Origin of the sequence: Rhodococcus jostii RHA1 (genome assembly GCF_000014565.1) — a bacterium.
GTDB classification, from domain to species: Bacteria; Actinomycetota; Actinomycetes; order Mycobacteriales; family Mycobacteriaceae; genus Rhodococcus_F; species Rhodococcus_F jostii_A.
The window spans coordinates 4,592,501-4,614,757 of record NC_008268.1; the positions used below are offsets into that span (position 1 = coordinate 4,592,501).

Genomic DNA, 22,257 nt, shown 5'->3' on the forward strand with positions numbered 1-22,257 from the left:
ACAGTAAGAAATCATTGTGTTAGTGGAAGTGGTCTGGAACGGCCTGTCGTAGAGGGTGAGAGTCCCGTACACGAAAACATGATGACTGTCGTGATGGAAACCCAAGTAGCACCGGGCCCGTGAAATCTGGTGTGAATCTGTCGGGACCACCCGATAAGCCTGAATACTCCCTGGTGACCGATAGCGGACTAGTACCGTGAGGGAAAGGTGAAAAGTACCCCGGGAGGGGAGTGAAATAGTACCTGAAACCGTGCGCTTACAATCCGTCAAAGCCTTTGCACACTTCGGTGTGGGGGGTGATGGCGTGCCTTTTGAAGAATGAGCCTGCGAGTTAGTGGCATGTCGCGAGGTTAACCCGTGTGGGGTAGCCGTAGCGAAAGCGAGTCCGAATAGGGCGTCCGTAGTGGCATGTTCTAGACCCGAAGCGGAGTGATCTACCCATGGCCAGGTTGAAGCGACGGTAAGACGTCGTGGAGGACCGAACCCACTTAGGTTGAAAACTGAGGGGATGAGCTGTGGGTAGGGGTGAAAGGCCAATCAAACTCCGTGATAGCTGGTTCTCCCCGAAATGCATTTAGGTGCAGCGTCGCGTGTTTCTCACCGGAGGTAGAGCTACTGGATGGTCTAGGGGGCCCACAAGCTTACCGAAATCAGCCAAACTCCGAATGCCGGTGAGTGAGAGCGCGGCAGTGAGACTGCGGGCGATAAGGTTCGTAGTCGAGAGGGAAACAGCCCAGATCGCCAGCTAAGGTCCCTAAGCGTGTACTAAGTGGAAAAGGATGTGGGGTCGCGAAGACAACCAGGAGGTTGGCTTAGAAGCAGCCACCCTTGAAAGAGTGCGTAATAGCTCACTGGTCAAGTGATCCTGCGCCGACAATGTAGCGGGGCTCAAGTACACCACCGAAGCTGCGGCATTCACACAATGCACCCCCTTGATTCTGCGGAGTCTTGGGCAGTGGTGTGGATGGGTAGGGGAGCGTCGTGTGGCCATGGAAGCGGCGGGGTGACCCAGCCGTGGAGGCCACACGAGTGAGAATGCAGGCATGAGTAGCGAAAGACGAGTGAGAAACTCGTCCGCCGAATGACCAAGGGTTCCTGGGCCAGGTTAATCCGCCCAGGGTGAGTCGGGACCTAAGACGAGGCCGACAGGCGTAGCCGATGGACAACGGGTTGATATTCCCGTACCCGTGTGAACGCGCCCCTGGTGAATCAGTGATACTAACCATCCTGAAGCGTCCTTACGCCCCTTCGGGGGCCCTGGATGTGGATGCATGGGACCTGATCTGGTAGTAGCCAAGCGATGGGGTGACGCAGGAAGGTAGCTGAGCCAGTCAGTGGTAATACTGGTGTAAGCCTGTAGGGCGAATGGTAGGCAAATCCGCCGTTCATCAAGCCTGAGAGGTGACGCATAGCCGAATGAGGCGAATTCAGTGATCCTATGCTGCCGAGAAAAGCCTCTAGCGAGCTTTCACACGGCCCGTACCCCAAACCGACACAGGTGGTCAGGTAGAGAATACTAAGGCGATCGAGATAACTATGGTTAAGGAACTCGGCAAAATGCCCCCGTAACTTCGGGAGAAGGGGGGCCTCGTCCGGTGATCACTCTTGCAGTGTGAGCTGGGTGGGGCCGCAGAGACCAGTGAGAAGCGACTGTTTACTAAAAACACAGGTCCGTGCGAAGTCGTAAGACGATGTATACGGACTGACGCCTGCCCGGTGCTGGAAGGTTAAGAGGACCGGTTAGCCACTTCGGTGGCGAAGCTGAGAATTTAAGCCCCAGTAAACGGCGGTGGTAACTATAACCATCCTAAGGTAGCGAAATTCCTTGTCGGGTAAGTTCCGACCTGCACGAATGGCGTAACGACTTCTCAGCTGTCTCAACCATAGACTCGGCGAAATTGCATTACGAGTAAAGATGCTCGTTACGCGCGGCAGGACGAAAAGACCCCGGGACCTTCACTACAGCTTGGTATTGGTGTTCGGTTCGGTTTGTGTAGGATAGGTGGGAGACTGTGAAGCGCTCACGCCAGTGAGTGTGGAGTCGTTGTTGAAATACCACTCTGATCGTATTGGACCTCTAACCTCGGACCATGATCTGGTTCAGGGACAGTGCCTGGTGGGTAGTTTAACTGGGGCGGTTGCCTCCCAAAATGTAACGGAGGCGCCCAAAGGTTCCCTCAGCCTGGTTGGCAATCAGGTGTCGAGTGCAAGTGCACAAGGGAGCTTGACTGTGAGACTGACAGGTCGAGCAGGGACGAAAGTCGGGACTAGTGATCCGGCACCGGCAAGTGGAAGCGGTGTCGCTCAACGGATAAAAGGTACCCCGGGGATAACAGGCTGATCTTCCCCAAGAGTCCATATCGACGGGATGGTTTGGCACCTCGATGTCGGCTCGTCGCATCCTGGGGCTGGAGTAGGTCCCAAGGGTTGGGCTGTTCGCCCATTAAAGCGGCACGCGAGCTGGGTTTAGAACGTCGTGAGACAGTTCGGTCTCTATCCGCCGCGCGCGTTAGAAACTTGAGGAAGGCTGTCCCTAGTACGAGAGGACCGGGACGGACGAACCTCTGGTGTGCCAGTTGTTCCACCAGGAGCACCGCTGGTTAGCTACGTTCGGAAGGGATAACCGCTGAAAGCATCTAAGCGGGAAGCCTGTTCCAAGATGAGGTTTCTCACCCCCTCGAGGGGGTAAGGCCCCCGGCAGACCACCGGGTTGATAGGCCAGAACTGGAAGTCCGGTAACGGATGCAGGTGACTGGTACTAATAGGCCGAGGACTTACCACAAAGAAGCTACGCGTCCACTGTGCAGTATCTGAAACAACACACACGTTTCAGAACAGAAGAAAGAAGCACACCCCACCACCCACGGTGATGGGATGTGTCTTCGCTGATGTTCCGTGTGACAGTTTCATAGAGTTACGGCGGCCATAGCGGAGGGGAAACGCCCGGTCCCATTCCGAACCCGGAAGCTAAGCCCTCCAGCGCCGATGGTACTGCACCCGACAGGGTGTGGGAGAGTAGGACACCGCCGAACATCCGTTACCGAAAGCCCCCCAACCTTGTTGGGGGGCTTTCGGCATTCCCGGGGACATTCGCCGACCGCTATTTGATAACGCTGCGGTAACGTCCCCCCGGTTCCCCTATGGCGGATCGTTCGCCTGCGTAACGTGGCCCGGGCAGATCCGTTGGGATCGTGCCGTGCGGTGCGCGTCCTCCCGGATCACCCGAGGTGACGAAGGGAATCTGTGGTGACGAGCACGATGTCGAAACAACGTCCGGCAGTCAGGGCGGCTGTCGCCTTCGCAGGCATGATGGTGGCCGCCGGCTCCCTGGCGGGGTGCACGAAGACCGACACGACCAGCGGCGGATCACTCCTCCAGCAGCTGCAGGACAGCGGAACGGTGACCGTCGGCTTCGCCGGCGAGGCCCCGTACAGCTTCGAGCAGGACGGCCAGCTGACCGGCGCCACCGTGGCCCTGCACCGCGAGATCTTCAAGAACCTGGGCATCGACAACGTCGAGGGCGTGAGTACCGACTTCGGAGCGCTCATTCCCGGACTGCAGGCCCGTCGCTTCGACGTCGTCAGCGCCGGCATGTCGATCCTGCCGCAGCGGTGCGAGCAGGCAGCGTTCAGTGAACCGGAGTTCAATTACACGACCGCGCTGATGGTGCCCAAGGGTAATCCCGCGAAGCTCACCGATATGCAGTCGGTGCAGCAGAGCGGGGTGCGGATGGCCGCGATGACCGGGGCGATCGAATCAGACTACGCGCAGCAACTCGGGATCGATGCGATGCAGGTGGCGTCGCCGCAGGACGGAATGGACGCCGTCGCCAACGGGCGCGCGGATGTCTTTGCGCTCACCGGAATCTCACTGAACTGGCTGGCGCAGAACAACCCGCAGGCCCCGGTGGAGGTGACGAACTCGTTCGTCGCCGAGATCGACGGGGTACCCCAGGTCGGTGCCGGGGGCACGGTCTTCCGCAAGGAAGACACCGAGTTGCGAGACGCCTACAACGCCGAGCTGGCCAAGATCACCTCCGACAAGGACAAGTACCTGTCCATCGTCGGACCGTTCGGATTCACCGCGGAGGAACTGCCCGATCCGAACCTGACCACCGCCAAACTCTGCGGCGGGGCCGGCTGATCGTCGTAGAGGTCTGCTGCCTGTGAAGGAAAACATCGATGCCTTCCTCGATGCGTGGCCGAGCATCCAGGAAGGCATCGTCGTCACGCTCCAACTGACTGCGGGAGGCGCCCTCCTCGCGTTCGTCCTCGCGCTCGCGCTCGGACTGGCTGCGCGTGCGCACAACATCGTGATCAGGGGATCGGCGCGCGCGTTCATCGAATTCTTCCGGGGTACTTCGCTGTTGGTGCAGCTGTTCTGGTTGTTCTACGTGGTTCCGTTGTTCGGCTACCTCCTCGACCCGGTGCTTTGCGGGATCCTCGCGCTCGGGCTGAACTACGGCGCCTACGGAGCCGAGGTGGTGCGGGGCGCGATCAACTCGGTGCCGCAGTCGCAATGGGAGGCGGCGACAGCCCTGGACTTCAGTCACTGGCAGCGGTTGCGCCGGGTGGTCTTCCCGCAGGCCTGGGCGGAGATGATTCCTCCGTTGACCAATCTCCTGATCCAACTCCTCAAGGGCACGGCGCTCGCGAGCTATATCCTTCTGCAGGACTTGACCTTCGAGATCGACCAACTCCGGCAGACGACCGGAAACACGCTCTTCGCCTTCGGCGTCGGGCTCGTCATCTACTTCGTCATCGGCTACGTGCTGACACTGGTGATGAACGCGCTTGAGGTGCGGGCGAAGAATCGCCTCGGCACAGGTCCGTCCCTGCGTGAGATCTTCAGCCTCGCACCCTCCGATCCACGGGGACTGGAGGCGGCGAAGCAATGAGCGTCCAGTGGAGTTGGGATCGAGCGTTCGAGGCACTGCCCGTGCTGCTCGAGGGTTTCAAGATCACCCTCATCGCTACCGTTCTCGGGTTCCTGATCTCCGTCGTTCTCGGTCTCGTCATCGCATTGATCCGGCAGGCGGCGCCGCGGTGGGTGAGTGTCCCGGTCCGCGCCGTCAGCGAGTTCATCCGGCTGACCCCGCTCGTCGTGCAACTGCTGTTCGTGTACTACACGTTCACGGGACTGTCGCCGCTGCAGATCGGTGTCGTCGTACTCGGAATCCACTATTCGACATACATGGCCGAGGTGTACCGGGCGGGTATTGAAGCGGTGCCCGTCGGCCAGTGGGAGGCGGCGCGGGCGTTGTCCATCGCGCCCACCCGGACGTGGCGTGCGATCATCCTGCCGCAGGCCATCCGGCGCGTCGTCCCGGCGCTGGGCAACTACGCGGTGTCGATGTTCAAAGACACCCCGTTCCTGTTCGCCATCACGGTGGTGGAGATGGTGACGGCCGCGCAGCAGTTCGGCGCCCGGCATTTCCAGTACCTCGAACCGTTGACGCTGGCGGGTGTGATCTTCCTGGTCGCCAGCTACCCGACGTCCCTGCTCATACGGCGATTGGAGAGACGTCTTGCCCGATGACGCGAGCGCAGCAACCCCGATGATCCGATTCGACGATGTCGTGAAGCAGTTCGGCGACCACGTCGTGCTCGACCACCTGGACTTCCAGGTCGCGCGCGGTGACCGGGTGACCCTGATCGGTCCGAGTGGATCGGGGAAGACGACCATCCTGCGGCTACTGATGACCCTCGAGAAGGTGAACGAGGGCGTCATCTGGGTGGACGGGGTACCGCTGACGCACGAGGAGAAGGGAAGCAAACTCGTGCCGGCGTCGGAGAAGTACGTGCGCCGGATACGACGCCGGATCGGCATGGTCTTCCAGCAGTTCAACCTGTTCCCCAACATGAACGTGATCGAGAACATCACCGAAGCGCCGATCCACGTGCTCGGTCTGGACAAGGCCGCGGCCGTGACGAGGGCACGCGAGTTGCTCGAGACGGTCGGTCTGTCGGACAAGGAGACCGCGCACCCGACGCAACTGTCCGGTGGCCAGCAGCAGCGGGTCGCGATCGCGAGAGCACTCGCCATGGACCCCGACATTCTGCTGCTCGACGAGGTCACGTCGGCGCTGGATCCGGAGTTGGTGGCGGACGTCCTCGACGTGCTGAGGAACGTCGCGCGCACCACCGACATCACGATGCTGATCGTCACGCACGAGATGCAGTTCGCGCGGGACGTGTCGAACCGGGTGATGATGTTCGACGCCGGGCGGGTCGTGGAAGAAGGCGACCCGGCGACGATCTTCACCGCGCCGAAGAACGAGCGCACCAAGACCTTCCTGAAGGCCGTATTGGCCGAATGATTCCCGGCTAGCTCGAACTGGTCGCGAGTTCCGTCTCCTCGGTGGCGGCGCGTCGGGCCAGCCGGCCCGCCATCCACGCGCACACCAGCAACTGCAGTTGGTGGAACAGCATGAGCGGCAGGACGATCAGGCCGATCGGCTGGCTCGCGAACAGGACGGTGGCCATCGGAAGCCCGGTGGCGAGGCTCTTCTTCGACCCGCAGAACGTGATCGTGATCTGGTCGGCCCGGTCGAAGCCGAGTCGCTTCGACCCGAACCACGTGACGGACAGGACCACGCCGAGCAGCACCGCGCACACCGCGAGCAGAGCCAGGAGCCGGCCGACGGACAGTGTGCCCCAGATGCCCTCGTTCATTCCCTCACTGAATGCGACGTAGACGACCAGCAGGATCGATCCCCGGTCGACGAGCTTGAGCGGTGCGCCGTGCTTCTTCACCCAGGGACCGATCCACCGTCGCACCGCCTGGCCGGCGATGAACGGGAGCAGGAGCATGACGAGAATGCCGATCGTGGAGGACGCGTCGAATCCTGCCCCCTCGCTCGTCATCAGCAATGCCACGAGGAGTGGTGTCACGAAGATGCCGAGGATGTTGGAGAACGAGGCGCTGACGATGGCGCCGGGCACGTTGCCCCGGGCGATCGACACGAAGGCGATCGACGACTGGACGGTCGACGGCAGCAGGCAGACGTAGAGGAGGCCCAGGTACAGCGGTTGGGTCAGGATCGTCGGAACCAGCACGCGCGCAGCGATTCCGAGTAGCGGGAAGATCACGAACGTCGCCGCGAGGATGGTGACGTGCAGACGCCAGTGACGCAGGCCGTGCAGCGCCTCCTGCGTGGACAGTCGGGCGCCGTAGAGGAAGAACAGAATTCCGACGGCAACCTTCGTGGCCCACGTGAACGCGGTCAGGGCCGTGCCGTCCGCGGGGATCAGGCTGGCGATCCCGACGGTGATCAGGATGCCGAGAATGAACGGATCGAGTCTTCTGAGCAGCGGGATCTTCGTCAGCATGGTTCGACCGTAAGGAATGCGCGGATATTTCGAAAGACGATAGTCGCGTTTACTGTAATGCCGAACCGTGATAACAATGGGTGATGTTCGATCCCGTTCATCTGCGGAGCTTTCTCGCGGTCGCGCGCACCCGCAGTTTCACCGCCGCGGCCCGGCGACTGAACCTGCGGCAGTCGACGGTCAGCCAGCACGTGGGAAAGCTGGAACTGGCCGCCGGGCGCCGCCTGTTTCTGCGGGACACGCATTCGGTCGATTTGACCGCGGACGGCTCGGTGATGGTGGGTTTCGCGACGTCGATACTCGAGCGGCACTCGGACGCCGAGCGCTACTTCACCCAATCCGGTGTGCGGGGACGCGTCCGGTTCGGGGCGTCCGAAGATCTGGTTCTGCACGAGCTACCTCATATTCTGGGCGAGTTCCGCCGCAGCCATCCGCTCGTCGATCTCGAACTCACGGTGGCGTTGAGCGAAGTGTTGTTCCGGCAACTGCACGAAGGCCGGCTGGACCTGGTCTTCGGGAAGCGTCGCAGAGGAGACCGGCACGGCGAACTGGTGTGGTCCGACCGGTTGGCGTTCTTCGCGGCCCCCGACTTCGTTCCGGATACCGAGGGGCCGGTGCCGCTGGTGACGTATCCGCCGCCGTCGATCACGAGGGAAGCGGCGCTCGACGTCCTGGAGAAATCCGGGCGCGGCGCGCGGGTGGCCTGTGTGACGGACAGTTTGAACGGGTTGCGGGCCGCGTGTCTTGCGGGTCTCGGTGTCGTGTTCCATGCGGAGACGCTGCCGCCCGCGGGACTGGCGCCGGTGCGGATGCGCTCGTGCGACGAGTGGGGGCCCGCCGTCGACGTCGAATTCGTGCTGGAGGCCCGCCGGAGTGTTCTCAGCGAACCGGAGCAGGCGCTGCGCGCCGCCATCCTCGAGAACGCGGATCGACTGCGCGCGTGACCTCGGCGGGAAACCGCCCCGCCGAGGCCGTCGAACTGTCAGAAGATGAGCACCGACAGCGCGGTGGACAGCACCAGGCCGGACACCACGGGCACGAAACACTTCCTGGCGAGTTCGAGGACGGGCACACGGGCGAAGCCGGCCACCGCGATCAACGACGACCAGGCGACGAGCGTTCCACCGCCGGACCAGATGTTCCCCATCTGACCGATCGCCGCCAGGGTTGCGGGGTCCATCCCGACGGCAGGCCCGAGCGCGCCCGCGAGTGAACCGGTGAGCGGCAGCCCGGTGAATCCGGAGCCCTCGAGGCCCGCGATCATGCCGATGGCGAGAATGCCGAACGACGTGACGAACGCGTTCTGCGGCAGGTGGGACTGCGCGGCGTTGACCAGGTCGAAGAGCAGCGTCGGACCGGTCGCGTCCGCGGGAAGCCCGAGAATGGCGGCGGAGAAGTCACCGTTGCCGATGAAGAAGAATCCGGCGATCGGGATCACGATGCCCATGGCCTTGAATGCGAAGACCAGGCCGTCGATCAGGTGCTCGGACGTCGTCTCGAGGAAGCCCTTCTTGTCGTTGGTCGCGGCCGCGGCGAACAGGATGAGCGCGGCGATGCCGCCGACCATCGCCGCCGCGTCGCCGCCCTTGAGGTCGGGCACCAGGTCGGTGAACTTGCCGACCATGAGGTAGACGATGAACGCCAGATACGCCGTGGGCACGAGTACTGCGAAAGTCTTTGCGGCGCGGATGCTCTTGAACGTGTCGTCGATGACCTGCCGCGCGGAGGCCGTGACGGGTTCGGCGAGGACCGCCGTCGACGTCGGGGGAGTGGCACTCGTCGCCGCTGCGGCCGGTGTGCGATTGATCGCGGCGCCGCCGGTGGGGGTCGCACCGCCGTCGGGGGCGTCGCCGCCGGGCTTGCCGAAGTCGCTCTCCGCGCGTGACTCCCAGTCGGTGAGCAGTTCCGGCGCGGGGCGGCGCATGTGCCTGCGCTGCGTGAAGTAGGCGATGAGGAGTGCGGTGAGACCGACGATCAGGGACATCACCAGGGCGCGGTCCGCGACGACGTCCGGATCGACTCCTGCCGACTTCGCCGACAGGCCCGGCGCCACCTTGATGATGTAGTCGGACGACAGCGCCATGCCCTGTCCGCAGATCGCGATCGCCATGCCGACCGCCATCGGGGGAAGGCCGGCGCGGATGGCGACGGGGATGAGGACGGCTCCGATCAACGGAACCGCAGGGGTGGGCCAGAAGAACAGCGAGATCGTGTAGGTGACGACGGCCAGGACGATGAAGCTGCTGGTGCCGCCGCGCATGACGCGCCGGAACGGGGCGACCATCAACCGGTCGGCCCCCATCTGCCGGAGTGCGCCGAGCATCGCCGTCACCAGCGAGATGATGAGGAAGATGTTGAACAGCTCGCGGGCGGCGACGAGGCTCGCATTGAAAATCGACGCGAGGCCGGTGACGAGGCTGTCGGAGAACACGAAGGCGGTCAGGAACGTGCCGATGACGGCGGGGACGACGATGTTCTTCCGCATGAGCATCGTCCCGAGGATGACGATGATTCCTCCGAGATACACCCAATGTGCGGCGGTGATACTTACATCCACGGTGCGCCCCTTCGAAATAGGTACAGACTAGTGGCACTAGTCACAGTGCAGTGATACTGCGCGGGGCGTTTTCCAGGGTCAACGTCCAGAGTGCACATCGATAACCAGCGTATTTGTGCATTGTGCCCGGCATTTTTCGCCGGGATTGCTTGTTGTCACGCGCAAGTAAAGGAATGCTCGGCAGAACCCGTTTCACGGAATCCTGTGTTCATAATCAGGCTTGCCTAACCAAATGTGGCGAGCGGGGTGCGGCAGGGGTTTCCGGCGAGAACGGGCATCGCCGGAACGCGAATTCTCGGATGAAAGTGGACTCTATGAACACGGCGGTCGGTCAGGCTCAGAGTGCAACCGCGGGTGACGAACTCGGACCCGGCACGTCGCCCGCGCTGGCGGCGCTGCTCGCCGGAACGTTCGTCGGCACGGTCAGCAACAACATCGTCAACGTTCCGTTGAACGCGATCCTCACCGACTTCGACGCCGGTCTCGGCAGCGGCATCTTCGTCGTCGTCGGATTTCTCCTCACCTTCGCGGCGACGATGCCGCTGGCCGGGTGGATCGGAGACCGGTTCGGGCGCAGGCGCGTGTACTGCGCGGCCCTACTGGGAACCGCGGTCTGTTCGCTCGGCGCGGCGCTCGCACCGTCCCTGCCCGTGCTCGTGATCTGGCGGTCGCTCGGCGGGATCGCCGCGGCCGCGTTCGCGCCCGCGGTCATGGGCCTGATCGCGTGGCTGTTCGGGCCCCCACGGCGGGCGCGCGCCGTCGGCGCCTGGGCTGCGGTGAACGGGATCGGGCAGGCCGTGGGCCCGTCCATGGGCGGAATCGTCAGCGACTGGTGGGGCTGGCGGTGGGCGTTCGTGCCATTGGTGCCGGTCGCCCTGATCGGGTTCGCCGCAACCCTCCGCTACATCCCGCGCTACCCCGGCAAGAAGATGCGACTCGACGTGATCGGAGCGTCCACCGTCACGCTCGGCGCCGTCCTGCTGATCCTCGGCCTCACGACCGTCTCGATGGAGCAGGTGCCCGCCTGGGTCAGCATCGCGACCATCGGCGGCGGAGTCGTCGTCACGGCCGGGTTCGTGCTCCACTGCCGGCGGGCGGCGAACCCGTTCGTGCCCATCGACCTGGTGATCGAATCGCGGTTCCTGCGCAGTGCGCTCGCTGCCTTCACCCAGATGTTCGCGCTGGGGGCCCTGCTGCTCGCGCTTCCGCTCTACCTGACGGGCTCGGGCAGTTCGACCACACAGGCGGGGCTGATGCTCTTCGTGCTACCGGTCGTCATGACATGCGTGGCACCCGTCGTCGGGCGTCTCGTCGACAGGATCGGGGCCCGGGTGGTGATGCGAACCGGGCTGGCCGTCTTGATCAGTAGTCAAGTGGCACTGGCGATCACGTTGTCCGCGGACGTCCGGAACCCGGTCGCCGTCGGCGCCGTGCTCCTCGTCGCCGGAGTGGGGATCGGCATGGTCCAGACACCCGCCGCGGCCGGTTCGACCCGATCGCCCGCCGGGGCCGTCGGAACCGGCCTGGGACTGTTCAACCTCATCCGCTTCGGCGGCTCGGCCGTGGGCGCCGCCTGGGTGGGCGTGGCCGCACACCTGTCGGCCGATCCGTACGGACTGCTGTTCGCAGTGGCGGCACTCGTCGTGCTCGCCGGATTGGCCGGGACGTTCGCCGGCGAGAACCCGGTGGCCGGCTGAGGACTAGCGGGTCACGATCTCGTGGTTGACGGTGTCCTGCACCTGGGAGAGCAGATCGAGACGGAGGGCCAGCCACAGCGTGAACTGGTTCTCGGGTTCCCGGATGTCCATGCCGATGAGCCGTGACGTGCGATCGAGCTTGGCGATCATCGTGTTCCGGTGGATCCGGAGGCGCCGCGCGGCGGCATTGATGTTGCCGCCCTCCTCGAGGTAGGCGAACAGCAACTCCTCGGTGTCGGCGTGCGAACTCGACGCCCGAAGGGGACCCAGGACGTCACGGATGAGCCGTCGGCTCTCGTCGGTGTCGGTGGCGCGGGCGAGCACACTGAACCCGCGCAGGTCGTTGTAGGCCACCGAACCGGACAGCCCGAGCCGCTGGGCGATGCCCAGGGTGATGCGGGCCTCGCGGTAGCTGTCCCCGATATCGCGGGCGCCCGCCGCGGGACGTCCGTGGGCCACCGGAATCCGCTGACCCAAACGGGTTTCGAGATCGAGCGACATGGCGTGCGCGTACTCGCTGATCTCGGATTCGACACCAGGCGTGTCGACGGAGCTCAACGATCGGATCACCACGAGCACGTCGCCGATGACGGTGACGTGCGACCGTACGCCCGGACGCGGCAGGACGCCGGCGGCGTAACGTGCCAGCCGGACCATGCTCGCGCCGGGCCGTCCCGACGCGCGGTCGACGAGACCGGGAGCGACGAACACGATGTAGTGCAGGTCCAGATCGATTTCGTGCAGCGCGGCCCGGGTGCGCAGGTCGTGGTCGTTGGCGAAGTTGCCGTGCACGAGGGCCTGGACGAAGTCGCCGCGTGCCCGCTCCTCGGCCTCGTCCACGCTCCGCTGCCGGAGCATCTCGGTGCCGATGATCGTCCCGGCCTGTTCGACGACCACCCGGTGCTGCGCGATATCGTGTCTGCGGGGGTTCGCCCCGGGCACGACGACCACGATCCAGCCCTCGTAGCGGCCGGCGAGTTGCATGGCCCCGGCGACTGCCGTCGTGGGCGCGAACAGTCCCTCCGGATGCTCCAGGCGGAACACGTGAACGTTGTGCATCCGTGCCGGTGGTGATTCCTCGAGGCGCGGCAGGGCGTCCGCGAGAGCCTCCAGCAGGGCGACGGTGCCCGCGTCCTCGACATCCGGAAGTCCCGCGTGCGCGAGGAGGCGTCCCCGGACGTCCAGGGCGACGGCGACGTCCGAGGTCAGCGTCGCGACCTCGCGGATCAGCATCGGCAGGCCCGCGCCGCGGTGCAGCAAGCCCGCGAGCGACTGGTGCACGGTGAGGGCGTAGCGCATCACGTGCGCTTCCTGGGTGAGAGCGCGCTCGGCGAGGAGCCGGTTGAGTGCGGTGAACCCGACGGGAAAACCCAGCTCCACGACCGTCAGCCCGGTCGGCCAGACCGTGCCCGCGGGCGCCGACCCGTCGACGAGAAGGACCCCGGCTCCCCGCGCCACCAGCGATTCGAGTTCACGTCCGTGCGCGGGCAGCGTTTCGGGCCGGGTGTACACAGCGACCTCGGCGAGGGAGTCGGGCCTGCTCATCACCTCGCCCCACGGCAGGCACCACGTCACCGGACCGCTCAGGGCGTCCGTACCGGACAGCAGCCGGGCCGACGCGAGCAAAGGCTCTTCCAGCAGGCCGCGTAACGACAGTCGCTCGTCCTCTGCGGCCGGTGTCGTGGTGTCGTCCACTGCGGACCCTCCTCGGGTGGTCGAAAAGTGCAGTATGGCGGAGCGCACACCTGCACTGCTTATGCACTATGCCCTGATTTCGCCGAGATTGCCGGATAGTTTGACCATGGTTCCTCCGGCGATGCCGGTGATAGAAATCGGTGCATCACTTCCTCCCGAATACGCAACGGAGAAGACAATGCATCAGGTTCACCGAATCACCCTCGACGACGCACTCCCACTGCTCGCCGCGGGGCGCGCGAAGGCCGAGGAAATCGGCGTCAAGCAGACCCTGTGCGTCTGCGACGACGGCGGCAACGTACTGGCCCTGCACCGACTGCCGGGAGCGCGCCTCACCGGCGTCGACATCGCGATCGCCAAAGCGTTCACCGCTGCCGGCCACGAGCGGGCAACACACCTGTTCAACGAGGCTCCCGACGGTCCGGCGTTGCCCGGGAACGAGGCATTCGGCATCAGCCAGATGCTGCCGGGCAAGTTCGCGGTGTTCGTCGGCGGATTTCCCCTCGTCTTCGACGGCCAGATCGTCGGCGGCATAGGCATCAGCGGCGGAAACGGCAAGCAGGACAAAGCCGTCGGAGCTGCGATGCTGGCCGAGTTCGAAGCCCTCGCCGCAGTACCCAGCTGAATGCTCACGATGTGCCGACAACGTGCACATCGAAACCCTTCCAACGCAGTCACTTCGACCGTGGCCGGGCAGACCGCGAGTCGATAACGTCGAATTCACTCCAGTCGGAGCATCCCCAACCATTCTCATACTCGAGGAAGACGAGGCACATCATGACCGAACTTCTAGGCAGGGACGATTTCCGCGCAGCTCTGGAGAACGCCATCAAGGGCCGCGAGGCGAAGAATGCGTCGTTCAGCAAGGCGTGGGCCGAGGGCAAGCTCGAGAAGCACCATTTCGCGCGGTGGGCGGAGAACCACTACCACTACGTCGGCCCCTTCGCCGACTACCTCGCGAACATCTACTCGAACACCCCCGACACCTTCACCAACGCAAAGGATTTCACCCTCCAGAACATGTACGAGGAGGAACTGGCCGACATCCGGCACACCGACCTCCTCATCAAGTTCGCCGAGGCGTGCGGCACCACGAAGGAACGCGTCGAGGACCCGTCGAACATGAACGCGATCACCCGCGGTCTGCAGTCCTGGTGCTACGCGGTGTCGCAGCGTGAGCACTTCGTCGTGGCCACAGCCGCGCTCGTCGTCGGACTCGAGTCTCAGGTACCGAGTATCTACAAGAAGCAGATCGTCCCGCTGCGTGAGGTATACGGGTTCACCGAGGACGAGATCGAATTCTTCGACCTGCACATCACGTCGGACGTCGTGCACGGTGAGCGTGGATACCAGATCGTGCTCGACCACGCCGATACCCCGCAGCTGCAGCAGCGTTGCCTGCAACTCGTGCAGTGGGGAGCCGAGATGCGCTTCTCGTACACGAAGGGGCTCTACGACACGTACGTGGCAACCGACCTCGAGCTCGCGACCGCCTGACCGTGCGCAGGGAGGGGCCCGCATCGGGCCCCTCCCGACGCAGGCATCTCGCCCGACAGGAGAGAACGATGGAGACGAACTGGACCCGGCTGGTCACCGTCCGTGAGCTCGGCCGCCGCCGGAAACTTCGCGTCGAGGTCGGGGACACCGCGGTCGCCCTGTTCCAGGCGGACGACCGGATCTACGCCTTTCGTGATCTGTGCATCCATCAGGATCGGTCACTGGCGAAAGGCACCCTGCTGCACGGGCGGGTCATCTGCCCAGGTCACCAATGGGCGTTCGACCTCGACACCGGCTACGAGGAAGACCAGGACCTGTGCCAGCCGACCTACGCGGTGAAGGTCGAGGACGACATCGTCTACGTGGATCTCACCCGCAGCCCCGATTACGCCGAGACCGCGACTTCGCCGGCCGAAGTCGACTGAGAGAGCGAGTGACCCCATGACGTTGAACACCATCGTCACCATCGGCGCCGGCCAGACCGCTGCCGTCGCGGCGCGCACCCTGCGGCGCCGAGGATTCGACGGCAGGATCCTCCTCGTCGGCGACGAGTCGCACGCGCCGTATCAGCGGCCACCGCTGTCCAAGGAATTCCTTGCCGGGCAGGAGGATCGCGAATCGTTGATGCTGCTTCCCGACGCGTGGCGCGACAAGCAGAACGTCGAACTCCTCACAGACACGACGGTGACCCGGATCGACGTGAGCAGCGGATCGGTCCAACTGTCCGACGGGCGAAGCATCGCGGCCGACGCGGTACTCGTCGCGACCGGCGGCAGACCGCGCACGATGCCGGTGAACGGTCCTGCGCCCGAACGGGTGCACTACCTGAGGACGATCGACGACGCCGAACGGCTCGCCGCCCACCTTCGTCCAGGCGTCGGTCTGGTGCTGATCGGCGGAGGCTTCGTCGGACTCGAAATTGCCGCCACTGCAACAGCCCTGGGAGCCGAGGTGACCGTCCTCGAAGCCGACCAGGTGCCACTCGCCCGAATCCTCGGGCCCGAGATGGGCGAGGTCTGCACTCGATTGCAACGGGAAAACGGAGTCACCGTCCGCGGCGGCGTCCGGGTCGACACCGTGACGACCAGGCCGGACGGCGTGCTCATCGCGCTCGACGGCGGAGAGGTGATTTCGGCCGACGTCGTGGTGGTGGGCATCGGGATCGTTCCCAACGTCGAAGTCGCGCAGGCCTCCGGCCTGGCCGTCGACGGCGGAATCCTCGTGGACGCGCAGGGGCGGACCTCGATTCCACACGTCTACGCCGCCGGCGACGTGGCAGCGCGCTTCTCCGACGCGGCAGGCAGGCACGTTCGCGTCGAACACTTCGACAACGCGAGCAAGCAGGGGGCGGCGACCGCGAACCTCATGCTCGGACGGGTCGGAGTGGTGGACCCCGCGCACTGGTTCTGGTCCGATCAGTTCGGCAAGAACATCCAGTTCACCGGCACCGCCCGCTACACCGACCTGGTGTTCCGGGGCAGCGCCGACGGCGGCGAGTTCACCGCCTTCTATCTGGACAGCGGTGTCGTGCGCGGCGCCTTCACGCTCGACCGCGGCGACGAGATCAGCGCGGCCAGAGAACTGATCGGCCGGTCGATCGCGCCTGCCCGGTTGGCGGACGAGGACGTCGACCTGTTCGACCTGATGGACGATGACGAGGAATTGGTGACGGTGTCATGATCGAGGGACTCAATCTCATTGACGGGCAGTGGGTCCCGTCGTCTTCCGGAGCGACGTTCGAGCGGCGTAACCCCGCCGATCACGACGACGTGATCGGCGTGTTCCCGGATTCCACCGAGGCCGACGTGGATGCCGCCGTCAGCGCGGTGGCCAAGGCGGCGCCGCAGTGGGCCGCGACGCCCCCGGAACGCCGCGCGGCAATCCTGGAAGCCGCGGCCGGGCACCTCGAGGCACGGACAGGCGACCTCGTCGAAGAACTCGTCCGCGAGGAGGGCAAGACCCGGGCCGAGGCGACCATGGAAGTCGGTCGGACTCCGATGAACCTGCGCTTCTACGCGGGCGAGGCGCTCCGCACCACCGGCAGCACGTATCCCACCCCGGGGGAGGGACTCGTCATCACCCTGCGTGAACCTGTCGGAATCGTCGGGGCGATCACCCCCTGGAATTTCCCGCTCAACATTCCGTCGCGCAAACTCGGGCCGGCGCTGGCCGCCGGAAACGTCGTGGTGTTCAAACCGTCCGAACTCACCCCGCTGATGGGACAGCGGCTGGTCGAGGCGCTGCTGGCCGGGGGACTTCCGGCCGGAGCCCTCGCCCTGGTCCAGGGTTCCGGTCGCGCCGGCGGCGCGGTCGCGGCGGACGAGCGCGTCGATGCCGTGACGTTCACCGGCTCCACCCAGGTGGGCCGTGCGATCCACGCGGCGGTGGGTCCGTCTCGCCGCAGTCAGCTCGAGATGGGCGGCAAGAACCCCGTCGTGGTCCTGGGCGACGCCGACGTGGACAAGGCGGCCGCACTGATCGTCAAGGGCGCCTTCGGATTGTCCGGGCAGGCGTGCACGGGCACCAGCCGGGTGATCGCGGTGGACGCGATCCACGACCGGTTGCTGGACCGCGTGGTCGAACTCGCCGAAGGGATCACCGTCGGCCCGGGCGCCGACCCGGGTGTGGGCATGGGGGCTCTCGCGAGCAAGGCGCAGCTCGCCAAGTTCCTCGAGTACGTCCAGATCGGCCGCGACGAAGGAGCCGAACTAGTCTGCGGCGGAGCAAGTCTCGACAGGGGGAACGGCTATTTCGCCGTCCCGACCGTGTTCGCCGGTGGCAGCCCCGACATGCGGGTGGTCACGGACGAAGTGTTCGGACCACTGCTGGTCTTCCTGCGGGCGTCCGGCTTCGACGAGGCCGTCGCGCTCGCGAACGACACCGAATTCGGGCTCAGTGCGGGAATCGTCACCAACGACGTGACGAAGGCTCTCGCATTCGCGGGCCGTTCCGAATCGGGTCTGGTGAAGATCAACCAGCCCACCACCGGCATGAGCATGAACGCGCCGTTCGGCGGATACAAGGCCTCGAGCACGCAGACCCACAAGGAACAGGCCGGCGACTCGATGATGCAGTTCTACCAAGCTGAAAAGACCGTCTACCTCAGCCCTTCGGCCTGAGACCTACCTGTCGACAGAGGGAGAAGACCATGGAATTCACTCGCGTTGCGCGCTCCGGACAGGTTTCCGAAGGCATCGTGCGCCGCTTCTTTGCCGGCGAACACGAGTTCGCCGTGGCCCGCCTCAACGGGAAGGCCTACGCCACATCCAACTACTGCACACACCTGGACTGCCTGCTCTCGTCCGGGAAACTCGTCGACGACGGCATCGGATGCTCCTGCCATGGAAGCGTATTCGATCTCGAGACCGGGGAACCCGTGTGCCCGCCGGCGACGGTGGCCATCAAGACCTACCCGGTCGAGGAACGTGACGGCGAGATCTTCGTCGGCATCGACCCCGACGACACCAGTTCCGTCCCGCGCCGGCGGGCCGCGCGGGGGTGCATGAAGTGAACCCTCGACCGTCCACTCTCTCCGCCGACGGCATGGTCTCGTCCAGTCATCCCGCGGCGAGCACGGTAGGTGCCCGCGTTCTGGCCGACGGAGGCAACGCCATCGACGCGACTCTGGCCATGGCCGCGATGACCTGGCTGACGTTGCCGGGGCAATGCGGGATCGGCGGCGACGCGTTCGCCGTCGTCCGCGAACCGGACGGATCGGTGTGGACGGTCGGGGGCAGCGGCTTCGGGCCGGACGGCGGTGACGTGGACTTCTATACCGAACGCGGGCTGCGGTCGATTCCCCTCGACGGGGCGCTGGCGGTGGCGGTTCCCGGGGCGCCGGCCGCCCTCGGCGCGTTGCACGCGGGTGGCGCCACCCGCTCGCTGACGGACCTCTGGGCACCGGCGGTGCGCGCGGCGGAGAAGGGGCTTCCCTGCTCGGCCAAGACTCGCGACGACGTGCGAGAAGCGCAGACCGCGATCGCCGCCGACCCCGGACTGCGTGCGGTGTACCTCCCGGACGGCCGATTGCCGCAGGTCGGGGAGCGGCTGCCGCAGCGCGACCTGGCCCTGACCATCGAGGCACTGGCGCGCGACGTGCACGGTTTCTACACCGGTTCCTTCGCTCAGCAGGCGGTCGAGGCGCTCCGCGCCGGTGGGGCGCCGTTCGGCGGGGACGAGTGGGCGGCGGGCGCCGACGTGCGACCGGAGGACGCGATCAGCGGGCACTACGCCGGCGCGGTCGTTCACCAGACACCCCTGCCCACCCCCGGATGGATGGTGCTCCAGCAGGCGGCGCTGAACGACGGCGTCATCGGCTTCTCGCCGTGGCTCACCGCTCCGGCAGTCGATCGCATGGCGCGAGCGGCCCGTCTGGCCTTCGAGGATCGGTTCGCGACCTGCGGCGCCGGCAACGACGGGTGGAGGGCCGTGCTCGAGCCGGCCGCGATCGGGGCGGCGAGAGACCGGCTGGACGGCCGTCGGGCGTCGTCGGGCGCCTTCAGCGTGAGCACCGGTGACACCACCTCGACCGCGGCGGTGGATTCCGACGGCCGCGCGGTCAGTTTCATCCACTCGCTCGCCTTCACGTTCGGGGCCAAGACGACCGTCTCCGGCACCGGAGTGGTGCTGAACAACCGATTCGGACGCGGGGCCTATCTGATCCCGGGACATCCCAACGCCGCGGCGCCGCGGCGTAAACCGCTGCACACCCTGAACGCGTGGGTGATCACCGATACGTCCGGGAATCTCCTGCACGTCGGCAACACCCCGGGCGGGGACGGGCAGGTGCAGTGGAACATGCAACTGATCTCGCATCTGCTCGATCACGGACTCGACCCGGCGGAGGCCGTCGCGGCACCCCGCTTCACGGTCTTCCCCGGCAGCGACGCCGATGTGATCGGCCGCCCGGCGGAACTGCGGTGCGAGTCCCGCATTCCGGAGGAGGTGCGCACGGAGTTGGAGCGCCTGGGGCACGACGTCGCACTGCAGGGTCCGTGGGCCGCCGGTGGAAGCGCGCAGATCATCTCCCTCGACGTCGCGCGCGGCCTGCTGTCCGGCGCCGCCGACCCCCGCCAGGAAGGAATAGCACTCGGTGTCTGAGCAGGAATCCGTCGCCGCCGCCCCACGACCCCAGGGCCGCTACATTCCCGCGGTTGTGCACGACGGGATCGCGTACAGCGCCGGGATGACGCCACGCCGCGACGGTGTGCTCACGGTTACCGGCGTCGTCGGACGGGACCTGGACATCCCGCGGGCCCGGGAGGCGGCCGGGGTGGCGGCGAGGAACGCGGTCGCTGCGATAGCCGCGGCCGTCGGCGGCACGGCGGCCATCTCCCGGTGCCTGCGCATGAGCGTCTTCGTCGCGTGTGCCCCGGAATTTCGCGAACTGTCCGCGGTGGCCGACGGCGCGTCGGACGTGCTGGTCGAATGCCTGGGACTCGACGCGCTGCCGGTGCGCAGCGCGATCGGCGTGTACGCCCTGCCGTCCGGCGCCCCCGTGGAGATAGAGCTCACAGTGGCTGTCCGTGCATAGACCTGCACCCGGCTCCGGAGTATAAATACATCTTGTGTCTATGTTGTATTCTGCCGCGGAGCAGGCCTATCGCGAGGTCAAGGAGCTCATCCTGTCGGGCGGTCTGCCCGGCGGTGAGCTGATCAGCGAGGGCGAGATCGCCGGACGCATGGGGCTCAGCCGCACCCCGGTGCGCGAAGCCTTCCTCCGGCTCGAGTCCGAGGGCTGGATGCGGCTGTACCCGAAGCGGGGCGCGCTCGTCGTGCCCGTCGCCGACGGCGAGGCAGAGCACGTGGTCGACGCCCGGCAACTCGTCGAGACGCACAGCGTGCGGGTGCTGGCCGACCAGCCACACGCCCGCGAACTCCTCGTCGCCCGCCTGCGCGAAAACCTCGTGGAGCAGCGGGAGATCGCCGAGCGAGGCGACGTCGCCGCCTTCAGCGCCGCGGACGCCGACTTCCATCGGATGATCGTCGAAGCGGGCGAGAATCCGCTGCTCGCGACGTTCTACTCCAGCATCCGCGAGCGTCAGCGCCGCATGACCGCACACTCGATCACCCGTGACCCGGGACAGCTGCCCCGGATCATCGCCGACCACGAGCAGTTGACGGAACTCGTCGAGGCGGGTGACGCCGCCGGGTTCGACGCCGCGGTGCTCGTCCACATGCGCCGGGTCCACGCCCTCAACCCGAGAGGAGTTGCGCGATGACCGTCGTCCGCGAATCCCCGATCGAGGTGCCGGAGACGCTCGCGTCGCCGCGCGCCTGGCTGCTGGTGGCCGCGACCATGTTCGCGGTGGCGTGGGGCGGCAACGAATTCACGCCGCTCCTCGGCATGTACCGCGCCGATCACGGTTTCTCGCCGGTCACGGTCGATCTGTTCCTGTTCGCCTACGTCGTCGGGATCGTGCCCGCCCTCCTCCTCGGGGGACCACTGTCCGACCGGCTGGGCAGACGGCCGATCCTGCTCCCGGCACCGTTCCTGACGGTCGCCGGCTCCGTGCTCCTGGCCCTCGGCGCCGACTCCGCCGCCATGCTCATCGTCGGCCGCGTCCTGTGCGGTGTCGCGCTCGGCCTCGGCATGGCCGTCGGCGGCAGCTGGGTGAAGGAACTGTCGACCGCGCCGTGGGATCCCGCGGCCACGGACGGTGCCGGTGCGCGTCGGGCAGCGATGAGCCTGACCGGCGGATTCGGCCTCGGTGCGGGCGTCGCCGGCGTCCTCGCGCAGTGGGCACCGCTGCCGAGTGTCCTGTCGTACGTCGTGCACAGCGCGATCGCCCTCGCCGCTGCCGTCGCACTGTGGCGAGCCCCCGAGACCCGCGCGGCCCAGCCGGTCTCCGAACGAGTCTCGCTCGCCCGCGACCTCGCGATCCCCTCCGCCGCACACAAGCGATTCCTGTTCGTGATCGCGCCGCTCGCACCCTGGGTGTTCGGCACGGCGGCCGCCGCCTACGCGGTGCTGCCGTCGCTGATGTCCGGGCACACCGGTGGGCTGCCGCTCGCGTTCTCGGCGCTCATGTGCATGGTCGGCCTCGGGGCGGGATTCGCGATCCAGGCGCTCGGCCGCAAGATCGACACCCCCCGCAACGCGCGTGCCGTCGTGGTGTCGCTGGTCGTCGTCCTCGTCGGAATGGGCGTTGCCGCCGTCGCCGCGTCGGCGCTGACCGTTCCGCTCGCGCTCGCCGCCGCCGTCGTGCTCGGCTGCGGATACGGCATGGCCATGGTGTCGGGACTGCAGGAGATTCAGCGGATCGCGGGCCCGGACGACCTGGCCGGACTGACCGCTGTCTTCTACTCGCTCACGTACCTGGGATTCGGGACGCCGGCCGTGATGGCCTATCTGTCCGAGACGTTCCCGGCGGTGACGTACCCGAGAATGTTCCTCTTCGGCGCGATCGCGGCCGCCGGCTGTCTCGCGCTCGCACTCACCAAGTGGCGCGCGCACCTGCCCAACCCGGAGTGACCGCAG

The 22,257-nt window shown here is 65.9% G+C and carries 19 protein-coding genes and 2 rRNA genes (1 of these 21 running past the window's edge); 18 read left to right on the plus strand and 3 right to left on the minus strand.

What is annotated here, in order from left to right; all coding sequences use genetic code 11:
• The 6 genes from RHA1_RS21215 to ehuA form a co-directional block, all read left to right on the plus strand.
• Positions 1 to 2,782 (plus strand): 23S ribosomal RNA (locus RHA1_RS21215) (it extends 354 nt beyond the left edge of the window).
• Positions 2,783 to 2,915: 133 nt separating this feature from the next.
• Positions 2,916 to 3,032, plus strand: a 5S ribosomal RNA gene (rrf, locus tag RHA1_RS21220).
• A gap of 226 nt (positions 3,033 to 3,258) precedes the next feature.
• Positions 3,259 to 4,143 (plus strand): ectoine/hydroxyectoine ABC transporter substrate-binding protein EhuB, encoded by an 885-nt coding sequence (gene ehuB, locus RHA1_RS21225; protein ID WP_011596789.1) that lies wholly within the window; start codon positions 3,259 to 3,261, stop codon positions 4,141 to 4,143.
• A 22-nt stretch (positions 4,144 to 4,165) separates the two neighbouring features.
• Positions 4,166 to 4,897, plus strand: coding sequence for an ectoine/hydroxyectoine ABC transporter permease subunit EhuC (gene ehuC / locus RHA1_RS21230; protein ID WP_009477432.1), 732 nt, complete (start codon positions 4,166 to 4,168; stop codon positions 4,895 to 4,897).
• Entirely contained in the window at positions 4,894 to 5,538 is a 645-nt protein-coding gene (gene ehuD, locus RHA1_RS21235) for an ectoine/hydroxyectoine ABC transporter permease subunit EhuD (RefSeq protein WP_009477433.1), read from the plus strand. Before ehuC ends, ehuD begins: the two co-directional genes overlap by 4 nt.
• Positions 5,539 to 5,557: 19 nt before the next feature.
• Complete coding sequence (ehuA, locus tag RHA1_RS21240; RefSeq protein ID WP_011596790.1) at positions 5,558 to 6,319, plus strand: ectoine/hydroxyectoine ABC transporter ATP-binding protein EhuA; 762 nt, start codon at positions 5,558 to 5,560, stop codon at positions 6,317 to 6,319.
• Between the two features lie 7 nt (positions 6,320 to 6,326).
• Here ehuA and RHA1_RS21245 read toward each other — a convergent pair whose 3' ends face one another.
• Entirely contained in the window at positions 6,327 to 7,331 is a 1,005-nt protein-coding gene (locus RHA1_RS21245) for a bile acid:sodium symporter family protein (protein ID WP_011596791.1), read from the minus strand.
• Between the two features lie 83 nt (positions 7,332 to 7,414).
• On the opposite strand from RHA1_RS21245, the gene RHA1_RS21250 reads away from it, so the two are divergent.
• A complete protein-coding gene (locus RHA1_RS21250) occupies positions 7,415 to 8,275 on the plus strand; it encodes a LysR family transcriptional regulator (protein ID WP_011596792.1) in 861 nt (286 codons plus the stop codon).
• Positions 8,276 to 8,313: 38 nt separating this feature from the next.
• Here RHA1_RS21250 and RHA1_RS21255 read toward each other — a convergent pair whose 3' ends face one another.
• Positions 8,314 to 9,888 carry a hypothetical protein gene (locus RHA1_RS21255; protein ID WP_011596793.1) on the minus strand — a complete coding sequence of 525 codons (1,575 nt, stop codon included), beginning with the start codon at positions 9,886 to 9,888 and terminating at the stop codon, positions 8,314 to 8,316.
• Between the two features lie 314 nt (positions 9,889 to 10,202).
• Here RHA1_RS21255 and RHA1_RS21260 point away from each other — a divergent pair, with 314 nt between their 5' ends.
• A complete protein-coding gene (locus tag RHA1_RS21260) occupies positions 10,203 to 11,585 on the plus strand; it encodes an MFS transporter (protein WP_041811824.1) in 1,383 nt (460 codons plus the stop codon).
• Positions 11,586 to 11,588: 3 nt separating this feature from the next.
• Here the strand turns inward: RHA1_RS21260 and RHA1_RS21265 are convergent, their stop codons facing one another.
• Positions 11,589 to 13,280 (minus strand): PucR family transcriptional regulator, encoded by a 1,692-nt coding sequence (locus RHA1_RS21265; RefSeq protein ID WP_009477439.1) that lies wholly within the window; start codon positions 13,278 to 13,280, stop codon positions 11,589 to 11,591.
• 178 nt (positions 13,281 to 13,458) lie between these two features.
• Here RHA1_RS21265 and RHA1_RS21270 point away from each other — a divergent pair, with 178 nt between their 5' ends.
• The 10 genes from RHA1_RS21270 to RHA1_RS21315 all read left to right on the plus strand — a co-directional run bounded on the left by RHA1_RS21270 (position 13,459) and on the right by RHA1_RS21315 (position 22,251).
• Complete coding sequence (locus RHA1_RS21270; RefSeq protein WP_005262083.1) at positions 13,459 to 13,905, plus strand: GlcG/HbpS family heme-binding protein; 447 nt, start codon at positions 13,459 to 13,461, stop codon at positions 13,903 to 13,905.
• Between the two features lie 152 nt (positions 13,906 to 14,057).
• Entirely contained in the window at positions 14,058 to 14,777 is a 720-nt protein-coding gene (locus RHA1_RS21275; RefSeq protein ID WP_009477440.1) for an iron-containing redox enzyme family protein, read from the plus strand.
• Positions 14,778 to 14,845: 68 nt separating this feature from the next.
• Positions 14,846 to 15,202, plus strand: a complete 357-nt coding sequence (locus RHA1_RS21280) for a Rieske (2Fe-2S) protein (RefSeq protein ID WP_009477441.1) — start codon at positions 14,846 to 14,848, stop codon at positions 15,200 to 15,202.
• Between the two features lie 16 nt (positions 15,203 to 15,218).
• Positions 15,219 to 16,457 carry an NAD(P)/FAD-dependent oxidoreductase gene (locus RHA1_RS21285; RefSeq protein ID WP_011596795.1) on the plus strand — a complete coding sequence of 413 codons (1,239 nt, stop codon included), beginning with the start codon at positions 15,219 to 15,221 and terminating at the stop codon, positions 16,455 to 16,457.
• Positions 16,454 to 17,896 carry an aldehyde dehydrogenase family protein gene (locus RHA1_RS21290; RefSeq protein WP_011596796.1) on the plus strand — a complete coding sequence of 481 codons (1,443 nt, stop codon included), beginning with the start codon at positions 16,454 to 16,456 and terminating at the stop codon, positions 17,894 to 17,896. Before RHA1_RS21285 ends, RHA1_RS21290 begins: the two co-directional genes overlap by 4 nt.
• 29 nt (positions 17,897 to 17,925) lie before the next feature.
• Positions 17,926 to 18,288 (plus strand): Rieske (2Fe-2S) protein, encoded by a 363-nt coding sequence (locus tag RHA1_RS21295; RefSeq protein WP_011596797.1) that lies wholly within the window; start codon positions 17,926 to 17,928, stop codon positions 18,286 to 18,288.
• Positions 18,285 to 19,877, plus strand: coding sequence for a gamma-glutamyltransferase family protein (locus tag RHA1_RS21300; protein WP_011596798.1), 1,593 nt, complete (start codon positions 18,285 to 18,287; stop codon positions 19,875 to 19,877). Before RHA1_RS21295 ends, RHA1_RS21300 begins: the two co-directional genes overlap by 4 nt.
• Positions 19,870 to 20,310 carry a RidA family protein gene (locus RHA1_RS21305; RefSeq protein WP_011596799.1) on the plus strand — a complete coding sequence of 147 codons (441 nt, stop codon included), beginning with the start codon at positions 19,870 to 19,872 and terminating at the stop codon, positions 20,308 to 20,310. Before RHA1_RS21300 ends, RHA1_RS21305 begins: the two co-directional genes overlap by 8 nt.
• A 40-nt stretch (positions 20,311 to 20,350) precedes the next feature.
• Positions 20,351 to 20,998, plus strand: a complete 648-nt coding sequence (locus tag RHA1_RS21310; protein ID WP_011596800.1) for a GntR family transcriptional regulator — start codon at positions 20,351 to 20,353, stop codon at positions 20,996 to 20,998.
• Positions 20,995 to 22,251 (plus strand): MFS transporter, encoded by a 1,257-nt coding sequence (locus RHA1_RS21315; RefSeq protein ID WP_011596801.1) that lies wholly within the window; start codon positions 20,995 to 20,997, stop codon positions 22,249 to 22,251. The genes RHA1_RS21310 and RHA1_RS21315 overlap by 4 nt, the downstream gene beginning before the upstream one ends.
• The last annotated feature ends 6 nt before the right edge of the window (positions 22,252 to 22,257 follow it).